Annotated in this window: 19 protein-coding genes and 1 tRNA gene; 10 read left to right on the forward strand and 10 right to left on the reverse strand. The window is 57.0% G+C overall.

The features are described 5' to 3' along the window. Positions 1-101: 101 nt before the first annotated feature. The 4 genes from QRN85_RS13210 to QRN85_RS13225 form a co-directional block, all read right to left on the reverse strand. Positions 102-1,370 (reverse strand): OmpP1/FadL family transporter, encoded by a 1,269-nt coding sequence (locus tag QRN85_RS13210; RefSeq protein ID WP_284758471.1) that lies wholly within the window; start codon positions 1,368-1,370, stop codon positions 102-104. Positions 1,371-1,791: 421 nt separating this feature from the next. Then, positions 1,792-4,635 (reverse strand): valine--tRNA ligase, encoded by a 2,844-nt coding sequence (locus QRN85_RS13215; RefSeq protein ID WP_284758473.1) that lies wholly within the window; start codon positions 4,633-4,635, stop codon positions 1,792-1,794. 463 nt (positions 4,636-5,098) lie between these two features. Beyond that, on the reverse strand, positions 5,099-6,070 hold the full coding sequence (locus QRN85_RS13220) for a DUF2497 domain-containing protein (protein WP_284758474.1): 972 nt from the start codon (positions 6,068-6,070) through the stop codon (positions 5,099-5,101). 202 nt (positions 6,071-6,272) lie between these two features. Then, entirely contained in the window at positions 6,273-6,944 is a 672-nt protein-coding gene (locus QRN85_RS13225) for a protein-L-isoaspartate O-methyltransferase family protein (RefSeq protein ID WP_284758475.1), read from the reverse strand. Between the two features lie 249 nt (positions 6,945-7,193). On the opposite strand from QRN85_RS13225, the gene QRN85_RS13230 reads away from it, so the two are divergent. From QRN85_RS13230 to QRN85_RS13255, 6 genes are all read left to right on the forward strand, one after another. Then, entirely contained in the window at positions 7,194-7,346 is a 153-nt protein-coding gene (locus QRN85_RS13230; protein WP_082469772.1) for a DUF3309 family protein, read from the forward strand. A 141-nt stretch (positions 7,347-7,487) separates the two neighbouring features. Then, positions 7,488-7,561 (forward strand) — tRNA-Cys (locus QRN85_RS13235). Between the two features lie 253 nt (positions 7,562-7,814). Next, positions 7,815-8,027 carry a hypothetical protein gene (locus QRN85_RS13240; protein ID WP_284758477.1) on the forward strand — a complete coding sequence of 71 codons (213 nt, stop codon included), beginning with the start codon at positions 7,815-7,817 and terminating at the stop codon, positions 8,025-8,027. Between the two features lie 163 nt (positions 8,028-8,190). Continuing rightward, positions 8,191-8,496 (forward strand): hypothetical protein, encoded by a 306-nt coding sequence (locus QRN85_RS13245; RefSeq protein ID WP_062589534.1) that lies wholly within the window; start codon positions 8,191-8,193, stop codon positions 8,494-8,496. 99 nt (positions 8,497-8,595) lie between these two features. Then, positions 8,596-8,841 carry a DUF982 domain-containing protein gene (locus tag QRN85_RS13250; RefSeq protein ID WP_062589533.1) on the forward strand — a complete coding sequence of 82 codons (246 nt, stop codon included), beginning with the start codon at positions 8,596-8,598 and terminating at the stop codon, positions 8,839-8,841. A gap of 51 nt (positions 8,842-8,892) precedes the next feature. Next, positions 8,893-9,015, forward strand: coding sequence for a hypothetical protein (locus tag QRN85_RS13255; RefSeq protein ID WP_284758480.1), 123 nt, complete (start codon positions 8,893-8,895; stop codon positions 9,013-9,015). A gap of 81 nt (positions 9,016-9,096) precedes the next feature. Here QRN85_RS13255 and QRN85_RS13260 read toward each other — a convergent pair whose 3' ends face one another. After that, positions 9,097-9,315, reverse strand: coding sequence for a hypothetical protein (locus QRN85_RS13260; protein ID WP_113092947.1), 219 nt, complete (start codon positions 9,313-9,315; stop codon positions 9,097-9,099). 122 nt (positions 9,316-9,437) lie between these two features. Between QRN85_RS13260 and QRN85_RS13265 the strand changes: the two genes are divergently transcribed. From QRN85_RS13265 to QRN85_RS13275, 3 genes are all read left to right on the forward strand, one after another. Further along, the gene (locus tag QRN85_RS13265) at positions 9,438-10,247 is read left to right on the forward strand and encodes an SDR family oxidoreductase (RefSeq protein WP_284758481.1); all 810 of its coding nucleotides are present in this window, start codon (positions 9,438-9,440) and stop codon (positions 10,245-10,247) included. 137 nt (positions 10,248-10,384) lie between these two features. Continuing rightward, positions 10,385-11,158 (forward strand): competence/damage-inducible protein A, encoded by a 774-nt coding sequence (locus tag QRN85_RS13270; RefSeq protein ID WP_113219449.1) that lies wholly within the window; start codon positions 10,385-10,387, stop codon positions 11,156-11,158. 161 nt (positions 11,159-11,319) lie between these two features. Further along, the gene (locus tag QRN85_RS13275) at positions 11,320-12,165 is read left to right on the forward strand and encodes a universal stress protein (protein WP_113092945.1); all 846 of its coding nucleotides are present in this window, start codon (positions 11,320-11,322) and stop codon (positions 12,163-12,165) included. A 417-nt stretch (positions 12,166-12,582) separates the two neighbouring features. Here QRN85_RS13275 and QRN85_RS13280 read toward each other — a convergent pair whose 3' ends face one another. From QRN85_RS13280 to QRN85_RS13295, 4 genes are all read right to left on the reverse strand, one after another. Then, complete coding sequence (locus QRN85_RS13280; RefSeq protein WP_062589529.1) at positions 12,583-13,356, reverse strand: amino acid ABC transporter ATP-binding protein; 774 nt, start codon at positions 13,354-13,356, stop codon at positions 12,583-12,585. Positions 13,357-13,367: 11 nt separating this feature from the next. After that, positions 13,368-14,525 (reverse strand): amino acid ABC transporter permease, encoded by a 1,158-nt coding sequence (locus QRN85_RS13285; protein WP_062589528.1) that lies wholly within the window; start codon positions 14,523-14,525, stop codon positions 13,368-13,370. 2 nt (positions 14,526-14,527) lie between these two features. Further along, the gene (locus QRN85_RS13290) at positions 14,528-15,721 is read right to left on the reverse strand and encodes an amino acid ABC transporter permease (protein WP_062589527.1); all 1,194 of its coding nucleotides are present in this window, start codon (positions 15,719-15,721) and stop codon (positions 14,528-14,530) included. Between the two features lie 158 nt (positions 15,722-15,879). Next, the gene (locus QRN85_RS13295) at positions 15,880-16,902 is read right to left on the reverse strand and encodes an amino acid ABC transporter substrate-binding protein (RefSeq protein WP_112963634.1); all 1,023 of its coding nucleotides are present in this window, start codon (positions 16,900-16,902) and stop codon (positions 15,880-15,882) included. A 433-nt stretch (positions 16,903-17,335) separates the two neighbouring features. Here QRN85_RS13295 and QRN85_RS13300 point away from each other — a divergent pair, with 433 nt between their 5' ends. Further along, positions 17,336-18,523, forward strand: coding sequence for a cystathionine beta-lyase (locus QRN85_RS13300; RefSeq protein ID WP_284758486.1), 1,188 nt, complete (start codon positions 17,336-17,338; stop codon positions 18,521-18,523). A 12-nt stretch (positions 18,524-18,535) separates the two neighbouring features. On the opposite strand, the gene QRN85_RS13305 is transcribed toward QRN85_RS13300, so the two are convergent. After that, complete coding sequence (locus QRN85_RS13305; RefSeq protein WP_284758487.1) at positions 18,536-19,705, reverse strand: FAD-dependent monooxygenase; 1,170 nt, start codon at positions 19,703-19,705, stop codon at positions 18,536-18,538. Between the last annotated feature and the right edge of the window lie 20 nt (positions 19,706-19,725).

Below are 19,725 nucleotides of genomic sequence, written 5' to 3' on the forward strand. Positions count from 1 at the left end.
TGAAGGTTGCAGAAATATGTTGCCAAATCGTCACAATATTGCGAGCGGGCAACAAAAAACCCGGTCTCGAAAGACCGGGTCCAATTTGTCCTCAACAAGCCTTAGAATTTGACTTTGAGCGACGTGGAGACGGCGGTGACGATATCGTTGCCGAAGTCGTAGGAAACGTCGTCGCCGTAGGTGAAGCCACCACGGGTGACCGCACCGGAGCTTCCGCTCGTCAGAAGGCCGATAGCGCCGGCAAGACGCAGTTCCACATTCTCGTTGACGGCATATGACACGCCCGTACCGAGGGTCCAGCTATCGGTCTGCGTACCAACGCCCGTGCTTGTGCCTCTGTCCCATGTCAGGCTGACAGCGCCAGACCACTGATCGTTGAACTTGTGCCCGATACCGCCAGACACAGTCCAGCCATCACGATAGAGAAGGTCGAGCGATGTGACGCCGCCTGGAGGGCAAGGCAGTCCGGTGGATGCGACCGGGCAGAAGCCGATGGACTGGATGAGGCTCCAGTTGGTCCACTTTACAGAACCGAAAGCAAGCCAGTCTGGCGCGATACCGCTTTGAACCTTCAGTTCCAGAGAGTCCGGCGCTTCAGCAGAGCCAACGACGCCGAAACGGCGACCGAGGAAAGGGTTCAGCGGGTTAACGGCAGTCGGCACCTGTGTCAGGTCGAGCGTGCCGGATAGGTTGTCGTATTTTACCCGGCTGTTATAGACGAGGCTCGCACGCAGGGCATATTCCGGAATTTCGTAGGCAACACCGGCTCTCCAGCCCGGTGCTTCGTCGCTCATCTCAAGACGACCGACGCCAGTGTAGAGAGCGGATGCTGGTCCCGTGATCGGCGCAACGAGGCGTGTCTTGGAACCTTCAATTTCCTGATAGAAACCACCGCCGATGACGCGGAATTGTCCCGGACCGACGTCAAACTTGTAGGAGCATGTCAGGCCGTAATTGTCAGTACGAACTTTCGTTTCGATATTGCTTTGCGCACCCACCCAACCGGCGCCGGGTTCCAGATGCGCACCGAAGGGCTGCGAATAGTCCACCAGACAGTCGATGGCGTCATAGCCGCCCTTTATCCCTACATAGGGAATCGCATAATTCTCGGAGTCATCAGCATAGGTGGTGCCTGCACCCAATCCGTTCGTTCCAGATCCGTCTGACAGATCGGTGTCCCGCGCGTTCTTCAGCTTCCGCTGCGGCATTACATAAGTAACGCCGGAGGAAAATGTGAAAGGCGATGCATCGAACAATTGGTCGATATTGTATCCGCCTCTGTCCAGACCGCCCGCGAAAGCAGGTGTGATCGACGTGATACCGATAGCAAGGCTCAATGCGCCTTTTATGATATGATTTTGTGTTGCCATCTCTCTCCCCAATCAAGGCAATGTCGTGGCAGTGAAACTGAAGGGCTTTGAAAAAAAAGACAATCTGTCGCAGGACAGTGCATTGATTTTGCAGTGCAAAAAGAATTTACGTAAAATGCTGATGAACATGGGGACATCTGTCTAATATAGGCGATTTTTCTAATTCCTACGGATTAATCCTTATTTCGGAGAAAGATATATCAATCCCGCGAATTAGTGTGACCATCTCACAACATCCACAATTTTCACACGCAAAAACACCGCATTCGCCTTTTTGGAACGGAACGGTCGGAGATACCTGACCATCTCCCAGTCTTGCATCTTCGAATCCATCCCATTTCACACGGATCGAACGGTCGTGGAGACACAAAAAAGCCGCCCCTGAAACAAGGGCGGCTCCAATTCTGGTCTGGCGATGAATTCAGCCCGCTTCGTTGACGCGCTCAAGCGCCACTCTCAGGCTCTTGATCTGGACCTCAAGCTCGGCCTTGCGCTCGCGGTCTGCAGCCACGACTTCCGGATCGGCATTGGCCACGAACTTCTCGTTCGACAGCTTCTTGTCGATCCGCTCCAGTTCGGCGTCTGCTTTGCCAATCGCCTTTTCAAGGCGCGACTTTTCAGCAGCGATATCGATGAGATTGCCGAGCGGAATGCACACGGTCGCCTCACCCAGCACCAGCTGTGCCGAACCCTTGGGAGCCACGTCGGCCGCCAGAATTTCGTCGGCTCTCGCCAACCGGCGGATAGCAGCTGAATGACGATCCAGACGCATTTCTGTCGTCGGGTTTGCAGCTACGATGACCAGCGGCGCTGTCGCACCCGGAGGTACGTTCATTTCCGAGCGCGTCGAGCGAATGCCCGAGACGAGATCCACAAGCCAGTTGATTTCCGCCGCAGCCGCATCATCGCGGAACTGCGGAGCTGGCCAGTCGGTGTGGCACAGCAGGTCCGCACGGCTTTCGCCCTCGCCTGCCGAATGCGCCCACAGCTCTTCCGTCATGAACGGCATGAAGGGATGAAGCAGCTTGTAGATCTCTTCCAGAACATAGGCCACGCAGGCCTGCGCCTCTGCCTTGGCAACTTCGTCGTCGCCGCTGAAAACAGGCTTCAGCAGTTCCAGATACCAATCGCAGACCTGGTTCCAGACGAAGCGGTACAGAGAACTTGCGGCATCGTTGAAGCGATAGTTCTCGATTGCGGTCGTGACATCCTTTGCCGTATTGGCGAGTTCCGTCAAAATCCAGCGGTTGATTGTCAGCGTTGCCGCTTCCGGAAGGAAATGCGGATCGCGCTTGACGCCGTTCATCTCGGCAAAACGCGTTGCGTTCCACAGCTTGGTGCCGAAGTTGCGGTAACCGGCGATGCGAGCCGGGTCCAGCTTCACGTCGCGGCCCTGCGCGGCCATCACAGCCAGCGTAAAGCGCAGCGCATCGGCACCATACTCATCGATCAGCTCCAGCGGGTCGATGACGTTGCCCTTGGACTTCGACATCTTCTGGCCGTTCTTATCGCGAACCAGCGCATGAACATAGACCGTGTTGAACGGCTCTACAGCGTGGCCTGCATCGTCCTTCATGAAGTGAAGGCCCATCATCATCATGCGGGCAACCCAGAAGAAGATGATGTCGAAGCCGGTAACGAGAACATTGGTCGGATAATAGCGCGCCAGTTCCGGCGTCTTGTCCGGCCAGCCAAGCGTCGAAAACGGCCATAGCGCAGACGAGAACCACGTATCCAGCACGTCTTCATCACGGGTCAGGATTTCATCCGGCTTGAAGTTTTCAAGCTTCTCCTCGACCCAGGCCTTCCATGGGCCTTCGTGGGAAATATAGTGCTGGATTGCTGCGTTCAGCGCCTCTTCTTCCGTTTTCTCAACGAAAACCTGACCATCGGGACCATACCATGCGGGAATCTGGTGCCCCCACCACAGTTGGCGGGAAACGCACCACGGCTGGATGTTTTCCATCCACTCGTAATAGGTCTTGTCCCAGTTCTTCGGCACGAAATTGGTGCGGCCTTCGCGCACGCTTTCAATCGCAGGCTTTGCCAGCGTCTTGGCGTCGACATACCACTGCTCCGTCAGGCGCGGCTCGATCGGCACGCCGCCACGGTCGCCATGCGGCACCATGTGCTTGTGCGGTTCGATCTTGTCGAGAAGACCTGCCTCTTCGAAGATTTCCACGATGATCTTGCGAGCAACAAAACGGTCCTGCCCTTCCAGACGGTCCCATGCGCCATGCAGCGCGGCGGGATGATCCAGCCCTTCGAGGAAATCCTCGTTTTCCTTGATGCAGATCGTGCCATCGATATTCATGATGTTGATGGCGCGAAGACCCGTGCGCTTGCCGACCTCAAAGTCGTTGAAGTCATGCGCAGGCGTGATCTTTACCGCACCGGTTCCGGCAGCCGGATCGGCGTAGTCATCCGCGACAATCGGGATCTTGCGACCGACGATTGGCAGAATGACATGCTTGCCGACGATACCCATGTAACGCCGGTCTTCCGGATTGACAGCAATGCCGGTATCGCCCAGCATCGTCTCGGGCCGTGTGGTCGCAACGACGATATAGTCGCGGGTCTCGTATTCCGTCGGCTCTCCACGGTCATCCCAAGCACACGGGTATTGGTAGGTTACGCCCTTCTCCAGCGGATAGCGGAAGTGCCAGAGATTGCCCTTGATCTCCTGCGGCTCGACTTCCAGATCGGAAATAGCCGTCAGCAGCTTGGGGTCCCAGTTCACTAGGCGCTTGTCCTTGTAGATCAGGCCCTGCTTGTAAAGCGTGACGAAGACCTCGAGAACGGCTTGCGAAAGCCCCTCGTCCATGGTGAAGCGTTCACGTGACCAGTCGCAGGATGCGCCCAGACGCTTCAGCTGATTGAAGATCAATCCGCCGGATTCGTCCTTCCACTCCCAGATTTTCTCGACAAAGGCTTCACGTCCCATCGTGCGACGGTCTGGAAGCTGGTTTTCCATCAGCTTGCGCTCGACAACCATCTGCGTTGCGATGCCGGCATGGTCCATGCCCGGCTGCCAAAGCACATCCTTCCCGCGCATACGCTCGAACCGGACCATGATGTCCTGAAGCGTGTTGTTGAGCGCGTGGCCCATATGCAGGGAGCCCGTCACGTTTGGCGGCGGAATGACGATCGTGAAGGTTTCCGCGCCCGGCTTGGCATTTGCGCCAGCGCGAAACGCGTTGGCATCATCCCAGGCTTTGGCGATTTTCGGTTCTACAGATGCGGAATCGTAGGTCTTTTCGAGCATTTACTGACCTGAATTTTAGAGTTCTGGAGCATATCGCGCAAAATGTGCAGCGGTTTTGCGAAAACGACATGCGACAATAGGATCTGTTCACGGCGCGCCCCGACCGCTGGAGATCGCGATGCGCCGTAATCTTGATTTTTTAAATAAGGATGGGCGGGGGAGAGTCAACAGAAACCGGATATTTCAACGGTAAAGCCCGCCAAACGCCGCACGGTGCGGATGCGATATAGTGTCCCCACCCCGATTCGCGGGCTCGAGACACCAGACGTGGCGCAAAAAGCGAACCCGTGTTTGCTCAACATCGGCCATAAAGAGAATCGGCGTGGAGGTTGACAGTCGCCTCTGGCAAAGCTCAGCGGGAATGTTGAAAAACATCCAGCAGATCACTGACCCATCGGAAAGTGTCCATCTGCAAGAAGGGCATATATTGGCGGCACGAACCGCCAATATGTCTGCGATTGGCTTAACGCCGTGGACCGCGCGCCACGCGTTCGATTTCTTCACGCACAAGGCGCTCGACCAGTGTCGGAAGGTTATCTTCCAGCCAGTCTTTCAGCATCGGACGCAACATGTCCTGCGCCATTTCCTCGACGGTTGGACGCTCCACACCATCGAAAAGATCAGCCAGCTCACCAAAGGACTGTGCGATCTGGGCGCCAGCGGCGGCCGAGATGAGGTTGAGCGAAAGGCCGCCCTCTTCCGACTGGCGGCGCGGCTCTTCCGTGATCATCGGCTGCGACATCCGTTCTTCGGCGACCGGCTCTCTCTGCACAGCAGCTGGAATCGGCGCAGCCACCGGCTGCTCGGGCTCGACGGCACCGCGAAGCGCCATGTTTTCCCACAAGGGCGCTTGCTGTTGGGGCTCTGGTGCAACCGCGACAGGACGTGCAAAATTCGAAGCCGGCACAGGCGCAGCCGGCAACTCCTGCTGTGGGCGCGAAGGTGCCTGCGCAGCATTCAAAAGCGGGCGCATGTCCGTTGGCCGGATGGGCGTGGCAGCCGCTGCAGCCGCGCGTTCCTGCTGGAACGGGGGGTGCGAAACAGGCGCAGGCTCCACCAGCCTTTGGGCTGCATAGCCCTGGGGTCCAAGGGCAGCATTTCTATCGGCGGCGGCGCGCACACGGGCCGCGACATCCGCAAGCGACATGGACTTGTCCGCGCCGTCCGATACGGATGCTGCATCCTGGCGCTCAGAATAGGAGAACTCAGGCTGGCGGGCACCATAACCCTGATTGGCAGCCGGAGGCACATGCGCCGGAGGGCTTGCAAGCTCGGCAGAGAAGGGCGACCCCTCTTCTTCTTCCTCGTCGTAAACCGGCGGCAACTGCGCTGAAAAGGCATCGGGAGACGCAGGTTCATTGCTTTCAATGATCCTGCGAATGGACGCCAGAATTTCTTCCATGGATGGTTCGCGCGCTACACTTGGCTGAGCCATTTTTATCCCCGGTTTCACGTTCAAGAGGGCACGGAGCAAAATACGCACTCCGAATCACCACGAGTGTAGGGCAGTCGGGAACGGAATTGAATCGGGGGAAGCGCACTAAGTGGCTTGTTACACAGCTTTATTCGCGTGTCACAAAACAAAAATGCCGGGCTGAGCGGCCCGGCATCGCATCGACCTCTGTGAGGTAGCTCGATCAGAATACGAAATCGCGCGCCTTGGCAAAGCCTGGAACCGGCTTGACGGAAGCGTTGAAGAACGACGTGGAGGATGTGCCCTTCCCGTCCCGGCGATAAACAGTCGCCTTGGCCGAATTGCCATAGCCGACGACAGCAATCAGGCGTCCGCCATCATGCAACTGGTCCAGCAGCGCTGCAGGAACTTCCTCGACAGAACCATTGATGAAAATGAGATCATATGGCGCTTCCGCCGCATGTCCCTTGTTCAGCGGGCCCGTGACGGTCGCGACATTGTCATAGCCCAGCGACGACAAGGTGGCCGTGGCAGCAGCGCTCAATTCCTCGTCCGACTCGAGCGAAACGACGGAACCGGCGAGCTGCGAAAGGATCGCCGTGACATAGCCCAGTCCGCCACCGATTTCGAGTACGACATCATCCTTGGTAATGGCGGCCAGCTGAAGCAGCTTGGCCAGTGGCGATGCCTTCATGACGTAACGGGCACCAAGCCCGTCCTTTGCAGGACAGATCTGCAGGTCCTCGTCCGCATAGGCAATCTGCTTGACGTTGGCGGGCAGGAACTCTTCCCGCGGCACGGCCAGAAATGCCTTCAGCACGGAATGTGACGTCACATCGGTGGTGCGCAACTGGCTGTCCACCATCTTGCCGCGTGCGGTCTCGAAATCCATCATGTCGTTTTCGCCTCAAATACAAGCTCGAGAGCAGCCCGGAACTCCGGGTGCCGTGGGCTACCGTCTTAATTGCGTCAGCGTTGGCTTTCAAGCGCAAGCAAGCCGCAGATCGTGGAAAAAGACGCACTGCGGCATTCCCCACCCGGCTTTTTGCGCTTCACACCTGCGAAACGTCTTCGATCAGGAACTTTTTATCCGCCTAATCATTTATAAGCGACTGGAAACGCTCAACAACATCAGGAGGCCAGAATGCTCGGCACAATCCTCATCATCCTGCTCGTACTCTTCCTCATCGGCGCCCTGCCAAACTGGGGCTACCACAATTACGGGTATGGTCTCTCGGGCGGCCTTGGCCTCGTCCTCGTCATCGTGCTGATCCTGGTCCTTCTCGGCCGAATTTGACGCATCTGGAAAAGCCGCGCGCAGCATTGCTGAAGCGCGGCTTTTCTACAAAACTTCTTCCGCTTTTTCAAACCTACCCTATTGCGTGGAAAATGGATTCGTTCTAAATCCCCGCCACGGTTCGAGACATCGGGCCAGTGAGGCCTCGTGGCGGAGTGGTGACGCAGAGGACTGCAAATCCTTGTACCCCGGTTCAATTCCGGGCGAGGCCTCCAAACTTAAATCCACTCCCCTAGATTTTCAAACTGCCAATACTTCCGCCAGCTAGCGGTTGTCTCGGTGTGACCGCAATTGCACCCAGGAACTGGGCTTCGGCGTGACAAAAGATGCCTTTCTTCACAGCCTGTATTCCTACCCGTATTGACTCCCTTCATGAGAAGAACATAATAAGAACATAGCAGGTGCCGGGGCGGGTACCTTCTTCACATCATGCGGCATTTATGGCTCTGGAATATGGAGAATGAGAAAGTGCGCCCGAAAACAGGACAGACACTGGTAGATGTTGCAGACTATATTTTGCTTTGCCACGACGGCAACGCAAAGTCCGCCATTCAGGCGATGCAGGATGAGATCCAGCATCTTCAGCACCAGCTGAATCTCGCGGTGGTGGCTATGGGACGAGGATATACAAGAGGATGGGTGCCGGATGCAGAGCGCGCCGTTACCGGAGACGAGGCTTGACTGCGAGGCGCGAGCAGTCTCATCATCAAGCCGGTGAGATCATGCGCTTTTGAGACATCGTCCCCCGGAGCGCAGGCTTCCCCATGCGGAACATCGGAGATATCGAGGAGTTAAAGCCTCAGAGAATCGATTTGCCGCAAAGGCACTATATCTGGAGAGCATCATGAAATTGATCGTTGCAGCCTTGAGTGCAGGTCTGGCACTGGGCCTGGCGGGATGTACAGCGAGTGGGTTTGCCGAAAGATCCATCTCGTCCTACAGCCTGGAGCCTATTCCCGGCAGCATCACCTATCGCGGCCAGCCGCGCACCAAACTCACCAAATCGCCCATCGGCAGCACATTCACGCATAATTTTCGTCGTTTCGACGATCGCGTCATCGAAACCTATCAGATCCAGCCGGACCGCTCGCTCAAGATTATCGACCGCCGCATCATCAGAGACTGGTCGTTCTTCGGACGGGACGATTGAGATTTTCGCCAGCCAGGCGGACAGGGCACAGATTGGCATTGAACAGCGGTCCGTAACCTTTTAAACCGCGCTGATTGTCCACTGTCACGGGAAAAGCCATTGCAAACGCCTTGGAAGAAGCCAGTCCTTATCGCTCTGGAAGAGCCGGGCGTCTATGTCAGCATCGAGTCGACCCAGGCGGCATCCTGGGCGCTCATTGAGGATTGGCCCGAGGAAGACGGCGAGATGCTGGACCGCGCCCTTCTCGTGTTTGCGGCTGTCGGTGCTGGCAAGAAGACACCGGAAGAGGCGCGCAAAGCCTTTGTCGATGCAGCGATCGAAGCAGGCCTTGACGTCAAGTCATAGTGACGCAGGTGAAGTTGTCGGCTTATCCTCCGCTGTGAACAGCTATAGGATATGACGAAAATCAAGATTGCTGAGGCCCATTCCCGAATGAAGAAGTTTGTTTTCATCCTGCTCGTTGCCTGCCTGCTGCTGAGCATCGTCGGCCACTGGATCTTTGCCCTTCTTGTGACGTGAGATTCGGATTGCCGGGATTGATGAGGACTGAAAGCCAAATTTGGCGACGCGCGCCTCTTTTCCTGACAATTCACGCTCACGTCACGGAACCCCGTTAAGATTTGCACGTTCTTCTTCCACAAACATGGAGGGTAAAGCGATGCGCGACGGTCTCAACAGTATTCTTGAAGTTTCATTGCTAGGTTTTGTTGTCATTACCTGCTTGATGATGGTTAATCCAATCATCTGAAGTTCCTCAAAGAACCAGATTTGCTGCCAATGTAAAACGGCAGAATCAAAAATGCGGCTTTTCAGCCGCATTTTGCTTTTTCGGCATACGCAACTCCCACCGTAAATTCTCGCTGGCCCCCTTAATCTGAAGGGTGACGGCTCACCAGCAAGGTCCGATAACGGGTGCTTTAAAGTCTCGCGGCGGGGTGAGCATGAGGCAACTGGATGGCGCAACGGTTCTCATCACCGGAGGGGCATCGGGAATCGGGCGTCTCATGGGGCGCAAATTCCTGGAGGATGGCGCAGCCCACATCGTCATCTGGGATGTCAACCAACAGGCCATGAACGACACCATAGCCGAGTGGAGTGCCGCCGGTCATGTCGCGAGCGGTTATGTGGTTAACCTCGCAGACCCGGAAGCCATCGCAAAGACCGCAGCGGAAATGAAGGCTGAGGCAATTACCGTCGATATACTGGTGAACAATGCCGGTGTCATCGTCGGCAAAACATTTGTCGACCATACCGATGCCGATATTGCATTGACCATCGACGTGAACGTCCTCGCTCCGATCTACATGACAAAGCAATTCCTGCCAGACATGATCGCCCGCAAGCGAGGGCACATCGTCAACATTGCATCGGCAGCAGCACTCGTTTCCAATCCGAAAATGTCCGTTTACTGCGGCAGCAAATGGGCGGTCACGGGCTGGTCGGACTCGCTGCGGATAGAAATGGAGCAGGCCAAAACCGGCGTGAAGGTCACCACCGTCAACCCGTTTTACATCAACACCGGCATGTTCGACGGGGTCCGCTCGCCCTTCATCCCCATACTCGACGCCGATTACGTTGCGCGCCGCATCATTGCGGCGGTGAAGTCTGATCGCATTTTCCTTCGGCTGCCTTCCATCATCAATTTCGTGCCCCTGCTCCGCGGCATCTTGCCCGTGCGATGGTTCGACAGGATCGGTGGCGAGTGGCTCGGGATTTATCACTCGATGGACAGGTTTAAAGGTCGCAGATAGCGCAGGGCGCTGGCTATTCCTCGCAACCATGCTGCGGAAACGAAACGCGTGTCGCATGGATTTTTTCCCGCGCTGGCTTCTTGCATTCGGCGCTGCGGGCGCTAACTTCAGCAGATATCCCCTTGTGAGTGACCTTCATGTCCGCACCTACCTCCCCCGCATCCGTCGTTACCGCTGCCATGCTCGCCATTGGCGATGAGCTTCTGTCAGGACGGACGAAAGACAAGAATATCGGGCATCTGGCCGATGTGATGACCATGTCCGGCATTGATCTCAAGGAAGTCCGTATTGTCGCGGATGAAGAGGAAGACATCGTTGAAGCGCTCAATGCGCTGCGCAAGCGATATGATTATGTCTTCACCTCCGGCGGCATAGGCCCCACCCATGATGACATCACGGCAGATGCCGTTTCAGCAGCCTTTGGTCTGCCCTGCGAACACGATGCCGAGGCCATGCGTCTGCTTGGCGATATGTACCGCACGCGTGAGATGGAGTTTACCGATGCGCGCAAACGCATGGCACGGATGCCACGCGGCGCGGCCCATATCGCAAACCCCGTTTCAGTCGCGCCGGGTTTCATCGTGGACAATGTCTATGTCATGGCGGGCGTGCCACAGGTGTTCCAGGCCATGCTGGACAATGTCATTCCGACTTTGAAGACGGGTTCTAAAATCCTCTCGCACGCAGTGTCGTCGCCCTATGGTGAGGGCGATATCGGCACCCTGCTAGCAAATGTGCAGAAGGCGCATCCGGAAACCAGCATAGGATCATACCCGCGATATGACGGGAAGAAATTCTCGACGGAAATCGTGGTGCGTGCGCGCGATATTGCGGCTGTAGACGCAGCCGCGCAAGACGTGGCGGCCATGATAGAGAGCATCGGCCGTGAGAAGGCAGCACAGGCCAATTGAACGCTTGTATCGCTCGGGCGTTGATTCTCACGCAGGCAGCTTTCGCACCGGCATTTGATCACAATCAAGGTGACGTCTTGCCAAGGAAAGCACTCTGCAGGCGTAAACAATAGCGGAAGGCGGCCATGCCTTCTCGCTTTGCCACAACGAGGAGCCCGACCATGGGTTACAGAACGATACTTGCCGTCATGGACACCGCCGAAAATGCGAGGACGCTGGGCGAATTTACCACGTCTCTTGCGAATAGTTTTTCTGCTCACGTCATCGGGCTGCACATGGAGGCATTCGCCGCCGTTCCGCTTGTCGCGCCCATGGAAATGCCGGATCCGGCAACAGTTCAGGCCATGCAGGAAGTCGCGCAGAAGGAAACCTCCGATATCGGCGCCATCTTCGAGCGGAAGATGGCGAGTGAGGGCGTTTCGCACGAGTGGCGCAGCTTCGTTTCGTCGATCGGCTACTCATCCAACAGCGCCGTTCAAAGCGCTCGCTGCGCAGATATTGTCGTCGTGCGTCAGACCAAAGCCGCCGCCATGTCCGACAGCCGCGCAGAATTCGACAACTTTCTCTACGAAAGCGGCCGTCCCGTCCTTCTCGTGCCCCACGTCCTGCAGCAGCCAAAGCCCATTGAACGCGTGCTCGTTGCCTGGAACGGCTCCCGGGAAGCGACTCGCGCCGTCTTCGATGCCCTGCCATTCATGATTGCCGCCAAAAGCGTGGAGATTTTCACGGTTGGCAAGGAAGAGGGCGACGACCAGTCGGACACACTTGCAGGCACGGAAATCGCATCCACCCTCGCCCGCCACGGCATCAACGTGTCTGTGACGTCACAGGAAAAGGCCCACGGCATGTCCGCAGAAAAGGCCATCGAGCAACGCCTCTTCGACAACAGCATCGACCTGCTGGTCATGGGGGCTTACGGGCACTCGCGGTGGTGGGAAATGCTGTTTGGCGGCGTCACCCGCTCGGTTCTCGACAAGACAACCGCCCTCACCCTGCTCTCCAGGTAAAGAAACCCGGAACCGCCACGAAAAAGACCCGCCAGAGCACTGACGGGTCTTAAATCTTTTTCATTTCGCATCGGCGAATATGGCAGTGAAACAAATCTTCAAGTCGTCCGTCATCCCGCACTTGATGCGGGATCCAGTGCGATCAAGTCCTTGATCGCGACAGATTTGCGAACTTCAAAAGCGCCGCCGATGGTCTCTGACCCGGGGCCAGATATCGGCGATGGAGCATCTCGACAGTGCTTTCTCGGCATTCTCAGGCCCGACACATAAGTGAGGCGCCGTTTCGAAAAAAGCCGACCACGCGACCCTGTCCACTCTCGTCACGCGCATCACCCGAGACAAATGCTGTGCCTGTCGGCGCAGCTCCGCTCAAGCGGTCGGCCACCCCGGTTCTTAACGGAATGGCCGTCTGCAATCCTAGTGAAGGATCTGGCTGAGGAACAGCTTGGTGCGCTCATGCTGCGGGTTGTCGAAGAACTCGGCAGGCGAATTCTGCTCGACTATCTGGCCCTGATCCATGAAGATCACGCGGTTGGCGACCTGGCGGGCAAAGCCCATTTCATGCGTCACGCACAGCATGGTCATGCCGTCTTCGGCAAGGCTCACCATGGTGTCGAGCACTTCCTTGACCATTTCCGGGTCGAGCGCCGATGTCGGCTCATCGAACAGCATGATCTTTGGCTTCATGCAGAGCGAACGGGCAATTGCCACGCGCTGCTGCTGACCGCCCGAAAGCTGGCCCGGATATTTGTGAGCCTGCTCGGGAATCTTGACGCGCTTGAGGTAATGCATCGCGATTTCTTCGGCTTCCTTCTTGGGCGTCTTGCGAACCCAGATCGGCGCCAGCGTGCAGTTTTCAAGAATGGTCAGATGCGGGAAGAGGTTGAAGTGCTGGAACACCATGCCGACTTCGCGGCGCACTTCATCGATCTTCTTCAGGTCGTTCGTCAGCTCGATGCCATCGACTTCGATCCTGCCGGACTGGTGCTCTTCCAGACGGTTGATGCAGCGGATCATCGTGGATTTGCCCGAACCCGAAGGACCGGCGATAACGATGCGCTCGCCCTTCATGACCTTCAGATTGATGTCGCGCAGCACGTGGAAATCGCCGTACCACTTGTTCATGCCGGTGATTTCGATTGCAACGTCGGTCGTGGAAACGGCCAGTTTCTTTGCTTGGGTTTCTGCCATGAGTTTTTCCCTTATTTTTTATGTCCGGTGTCGAGGTGCCGTTCCATGAACAGCGAGTAACGCGACATGCCGAAGCAGAAGATCCAGAATACGAAGCCGGCGAAGATGTAGCCGGTGACGGGCGTCACGGGGGTGGCCCAGTTCGCATCAGACTGGTTGAGGTTGACGATGCCCAAGAGGTCGAACATGCCGATGATCGACACGAGCGATGTATCCTTGAACAGACCGATAAAGGTGTTGACGATGCCGGGGATCACGAGCTTCAGCGCCTGCGGAAGAACGATCAGACGCGTCTTCTGCCAGTAGTTCAGGCCGAGCGAATCCGCACCCTCATACTGTCCCTTCGGAATGGCCTGCAAGCCGCCGCGAATGACTTCCGCCATATAGGCAGATGCAAACAGCGACACACCCACAAGCGCGCGCAGGAACTTGTCGAAGGTCCAGCCATCGGGCAGGAACAGCGGCAGCATGATGCTGGCGAAGAACAGCACCGTAATCAACGGAATACCGCGGATGACTTCGATGAAGGTCACGCAAAGCGTCTTGATGACCGGCATGGTCGAACGACGACCGAGCGCTAGAAGAATGCCGAGAGGCAGAGACACGGTAATCCCGAAAAACGACAGGATCAGCGTTACCATCAAGCCGCCCCAGAGCTGCGTTTCCACCTGTGGCAGGCCGAAATAGCCGCCGACCAGCAGGAAGAACGAGACGAAGGGCAGAACGATGAACAGAAGGATGCCGTTCAGAGACTTGTGCGGCGCCTTGGGTATCAGCATCGGAATGAGCAGAACGACGAAGGCTGCAAGAACCAGCAGCGGACGCCAGCGCTCTTCGAGCGGGTAACGGCCGAACATGAACTGTTCGAACTTGGCATTGACGAAGGCCCAGCACGCCCCGGACTGTCCGTCCGGCAAGGCTCCGCCCTGCGCAACCGTCAGGCAGGCAGTGCGGTCCGTGCCGGTCCATGTGGCATGAAGAAACAGCCACTGGATCATGGGCGGGATGATGTAGACCAGAAACGCAATCGCCAGCAACGTGAAGATCACGTCCTTGGGCGTAGCGAACAGCTTGGTACGCAGCCAGTGCACGACGCCGACCTGACTGGACGGAGCGGGCTCTGGCTGAACCATGGTCGGGCGAACATAGGAGATTTGATTGGTTGTCATGCTTATCTCTCCACCAGCGCCATCTTCGCGTTGAACCAGTTCATGATCAGCGCAGTCGTAAGCGACAATGAAAGGTAGACCAGCAACCATATGGCCACGACCTCGACGGCCTGCCCAGTCTGGTTGAGGATGGTACCACCAACCGCGACCAGGTCCGAAAAGCCGACGGCAACCGCCAGCGACGAGTTCTTGGTCAGGTTGAGATACTGGCTGGTCAGCGGCGGAATGATGATACGCATGGCCTGGGGTACGATGATCAGGCGCGTCGTGGTGTTGCCGCGCAGACCAAGCGCATTGGCAGCTTCTGTCTGTCCCTTTGGCACAGCCTTGATGCCACCGCGCACGATTTCGGCGATGAAGGAAGCCGTGTAGAAGGAAAGAGCCAGGTAGAGCGACAGGAATTCAGGTGCGACAACCGCACCGCCCGTCAGGTTGAAACGGCCAGCGACGGGATAGTCGAAGGTCAGCGGTGCGCCGAGCGCCAGAAATGTCAGCACCGGCAGGCCGATGATGATCGCCGTTCCGACCAGTCCAGTGCGAAATGGCTGGCCTGTCCGCATCTGCCGCGCCTTTGCCCAGCGATAGACGAAGTAAGTGATGACGATACCGACAAGGAATGCCACCGGAATGAGCCACGCGCCTTCGCCCCACACGGACTTCGGGTAAAACAGGCCGCGATTGTTGACGAATGTTCCAAGCGGCATGGCCACCGAGTCCCTCGCCTGAGGCAGGATGGTGATGACGCCCTTGTACCAGAAGAAGATGACAAGCAGCGGCGGCAGGTTACGGAAGATTTCGACATAGGCCTGCGCCAGTTTCGAGATCAGCCAGTTGTGCGACAGTCTGGCGATACCAACGATGAAACCGATAATCGATGCCGTTATGATACCGAGAATAGCGACCTGCAACGTGTTCAGCAGGCCAACGAGAAAGGCCCGGCCAAAGGTGTTGTCATTGTTGTAGTCAATCAACGACTGACCGATATCAAAGCCCGCTCTGCCGTTGAGGAAGCCGAAGCCCGAAGAAATATTGGACCGCTGAAGATTATGAATGGTGTTGCTCGTGATTATCCAGACAAAGAAAGCCAGAATAGCCAGGGTCACAACTTGATAGAATATCCCGCGCATACGCGGATCATTGATAATGGATGTCGCGCTTTTTGAGCTGGACTCCGGGTGGAGCGCTTTGCCTGCCATCGGCACCTTTCCCTCTGTGTGCTCTTTGCGAGCTTCTTTTAACTTTTTTGCATTGCGGGTCGAGCGGTACGGAAACAGCTCTCGACCATCATGCCAATGCTATTCGGGAGGCAAGACATTCGTCCCGCCTCCCGCATAAATCTGCCGTGAAGCGGCTATTAGCGGATTGGCGGAGCGTACTGCAGGCCGCCCTTCGTCCACAGAGCGTTCTGGCCGCGTTCGATCTTCAGCGGCGAACCGGCGCCAACGTTGCGATCGAAGACTTCGCCGTAGTTACCAACCTTCTTGATGATGTTGTAAGCCCACTCGTTGGTCAGGCCGAGATCGGTACCGATCTTGGTGCCTTCTTCCGTGCCGAGCAGACGCTTCAGGTCGGGGTTGTTGGCGCTCTTCTGTTCGTCAACGTTCTTGGATGTCACGCCAAGTTCTTCAGCGTTGATCATCGCGTAGTGAACCCAGCTGACGATGTCGAACCACTGCTCATCACCCTGGCGAACGGCTGGTCCAAGCGGCTCCTTGGAGATGACTTCAGGCAGAACGACGTTCTCGTCAGGAGCCTTCATCTTCAGACGGATGGCATAGAGGCCGGACTGGTCGGTGGTGTAAACGTCGCAACGGCCGCTGTCATAAGCGGAAGTGGCGTCGGATTCCTTTTCGAACACGACCGGGTTGTACTGAAGGTTGTTGGTCTTGAAGTAGTCGGCAAGGTTGAGCTCGGTCGTCGTGCCCTGCTGAACGCAGACGGCAGCACCGGACAGTTCAAGCGCAGACTTCACGTTCAGGCTCTTCTTTACGATGAAGCCCTGGCCGTCATAGTAGTTGACGGTGCGGAAGTTGAAGCCGAGCGACGTATCGCGGCTGATCGTCCAGGTGGTGTTACGTGTGAGAACGTCGACTTCACCGGACTGAAGCGCAGGGAAACGGTCCTTGGAAGACAGGGCGACGAATTTCGCCTTGGATGGGTCACCGAAGACGGCGGAAGCGATACCGCGGCAGTAATCAACATCGATACCGGACCATTCACCCTTGTCGTCAGGGTTCGAGAAGCCTGGAATACCAGAGCTCACGCCGCATGTGACGAAACCCTTTGCCTTGACGTCTGCGAGCGTGGCGGCAGATGCAGCCGATGCAGCCGCGAAAACCGCTGCGCCAATGGCGGCTGTCAGAAGTGCCTTTTTCATTTTTTCCCAACCTTTGTTTCTTATTCGTAATAGAAGATGCCGCATATCTTGTCGCATACGACCGGCTCCCCGCTTCACCTCCCGGTGCGCGTTTCTATCACAATCGCAATTGCCGTCACGGTCAAGTCTCGCCCACAAGAATTGTGTCCAAAAAACGGATTTTTTCAAAAAACGACCTTTTTATGGGCAAATGTCCAATATTTACGCTTAAAAGGGCTAAAATCTGCTCAGGCTGTCAGGCAGGTAGACTGAAATATCCTCTCCCGACTCCTCCTGAAGTAGCAAACGGGAGCGAAATTTGGAGCCGGTGCAATGTTGAGTATCAATTCCGGCCTCTGTGTGCACATCAAACGCTCGAAATAACGAAGTCTTGACCGCAGGCGGTTTTGAAGACCATCTTCCGTTGCATCGATGAGTGAAAGATGAAGTGAGCATGAAACATAAAGACGCGATCCTGAACGCCGCTGGCACCAATACCCGCCTGGCTCATCTTGGCAACGATCCGGCCAGCTACCACGGCTTTGTAAACCCGCCCATCGCGCGCGGTTCCACCGTGTTGTTTCCCGATGCCCGAACCCTGGTTGCGGAGGATCAGGCCTATACCTATGGCACACATGGCACGCCGACAACGGATGCGCTGTGCGACATGGTCAACAGCCTGGAAGGTTCAGCCGGCACCATTCTTCTGCCATCCGGGCTCGCTGCCGTCACCGTGCCGTTCCTTGCCTATCTGTCGGCGGGCGACCACGCATTGATCGTTGATTCCGTCTATTTTCCCACACGCCGCTTCTGCAACACGATGCTGAAACGGCTCGGTGTCGAGGTGGAATATTACGATCCTGCCATCGGTGCGGACATCGAAACCCTGATCCGGCCCAACACGCGTCTGATCCATCTGGAAGCACCCGGCTCCAACACATTCGAGATGCAGGATGTGTCGCTCATGACCTCGATCGCCCACGCCCATGATTGCGTGGTAACCATGGACAATACCTGGGCAACACCGCTCTATTTCAAACCTCTGGATCACGGTGTCGATGTATCCATCCACGCCGCCACGAAATATCCGGCTGGCCATTCGGATGTCCTCATGGGCTTCGTCTCATCCAATGAAAAGCACTGGCAGAAGCTTCACGATGCCAACCGCGACCTCGGCCTGTGCGTGACGTCCGACGATGCCTACCAGGTGCTGCGCGGTATGCGTACCATGGGCGTGCGGCTGGAACACCACCGCAAGAGCGCACTCGATATCGCGCAATGGCTGGAAGGGCGCGAAGACGTGGCGCAGGTTCTGCACCCTGCGCTGGAAAGCTTTGCCAGCCACGATCTCTGGAAGCGCGATTTCAAGGGTTCGAGCGGCGTATTCTCCTTCGTGCTGAAGGCACCAGAAGGTCGCTTTAGGGAAAAATCGCACGCCTTTCTCGACGCTCTGTCGATCTTTGGACTTGGCTTTTCCTGGGGCGGTTACGAATCGCTTGCGGTGCCGGTTTCATTGCGCGACCGCACAGTTGCGAAAGGACCGACGGACGGTCCGCTTATCCGCCTGCAAATCGGCCTTGAAGATGTTGCAGACATCAAGCGCGATCTGGAGGCGGGTTTTGCCGCTGCAGCGCTGGCCTGAAGGAAGCGCTCTTTAAAGCCCTTCCGCGCGATACCCGTAAAGCCAGTCGAGGTCCGCCAGAAACGCTTCTGGCGGTCTTATCGACAGCAGAATATCGCGGCCCAGACGCAATGGGCCGCTGGCATGGTAGGCAAATTTGTTGAGTTCCGCCCGTTTGCGCGCTTTTTCGATGCGTGGCAGGCGGTGCGCCTCGAAGCGTTGCAGCGCTTCGCCAAGCGAGGCGTGGCGATGGACAAAAGCCGCAAGCTCGAAGGCATCTTCCATGGCCATGGCAGCACCCTGCGCAGCAAAGGGCATCATTGCGTGGGCGGCATCGCCGATGATCACCGTATCGCTACCATTATGCCACCTGCCCTGCCCCGCGTGGAACAGCGGCCAGAAGGTGGGCCTTGAAATGGTCTTCAACATTTCGGCAAAAGCCGGGTTCCAGCGCCGGAACTGGTTGAGAAGAAGCGTGTGCTGCTTGCCCTGGGCTTCGGCCTTCCAGGTGTCTCCAGGATTGGTCCCTGCGGCGATTGCCACAATATTGAAGCCGCTCTTTTCCGCCAGTGGATAAGCCACCAGATGCGCGGAGGGCCCGAGGAAACCCTTGACCGATTGACTTAACAGAAAGTCAGGCACATCGCTCTGGGCAACCGTGAAGCGCCACGCGATGTTGCCAGAGAAAGTGGCCACCGGACTTGCGGGCACGGCAAAACGTGCGCCGGACCAGACCCCGTCTGCTCCCACAATCAGGTCGTGCTCCTGAAAGGTGATGGCGGCAACGATTGATTTGTTGACGGCATCCAGGCGCTTGCCCAGATGCAGGGTGCACAGTGGATTGCCTTGCACGGCGCGAAGAAGTGCCGCCTGCAGCGTTGCCCTGTGCAGCACGCCGTAGGGCGCGCCCCACCGGCTGCGTGCAACCTCCCGCATCGGCAAGGATACAAGACGCTTCAGCGAACGTCCGGATTGCAGATCGACCGTTTCCGGCTCGAGCCACTGGGCTTCGAGCGTGGGCAGCACGTCCAGCGCAGAAAGGATGCGCGCTGCGTTGGGAGAGACCTGCAGGCCCGCCCCAACCTCTTCCAGGCTTTCCGCCTGCTCTATGATATCGCAGCGCACGCCATAGCGGGCAAAAGAAAGAGCGGCGGTCAATCCGGCAACGCCGGCACCGATGATCGCAACCGATTTCACGGGCATGGAAAGCCCCAAGTCTTGAA

This window comes from Agrobacterium sp. fls2-241-TYG-188a (genome assembly GCF_030209845.1).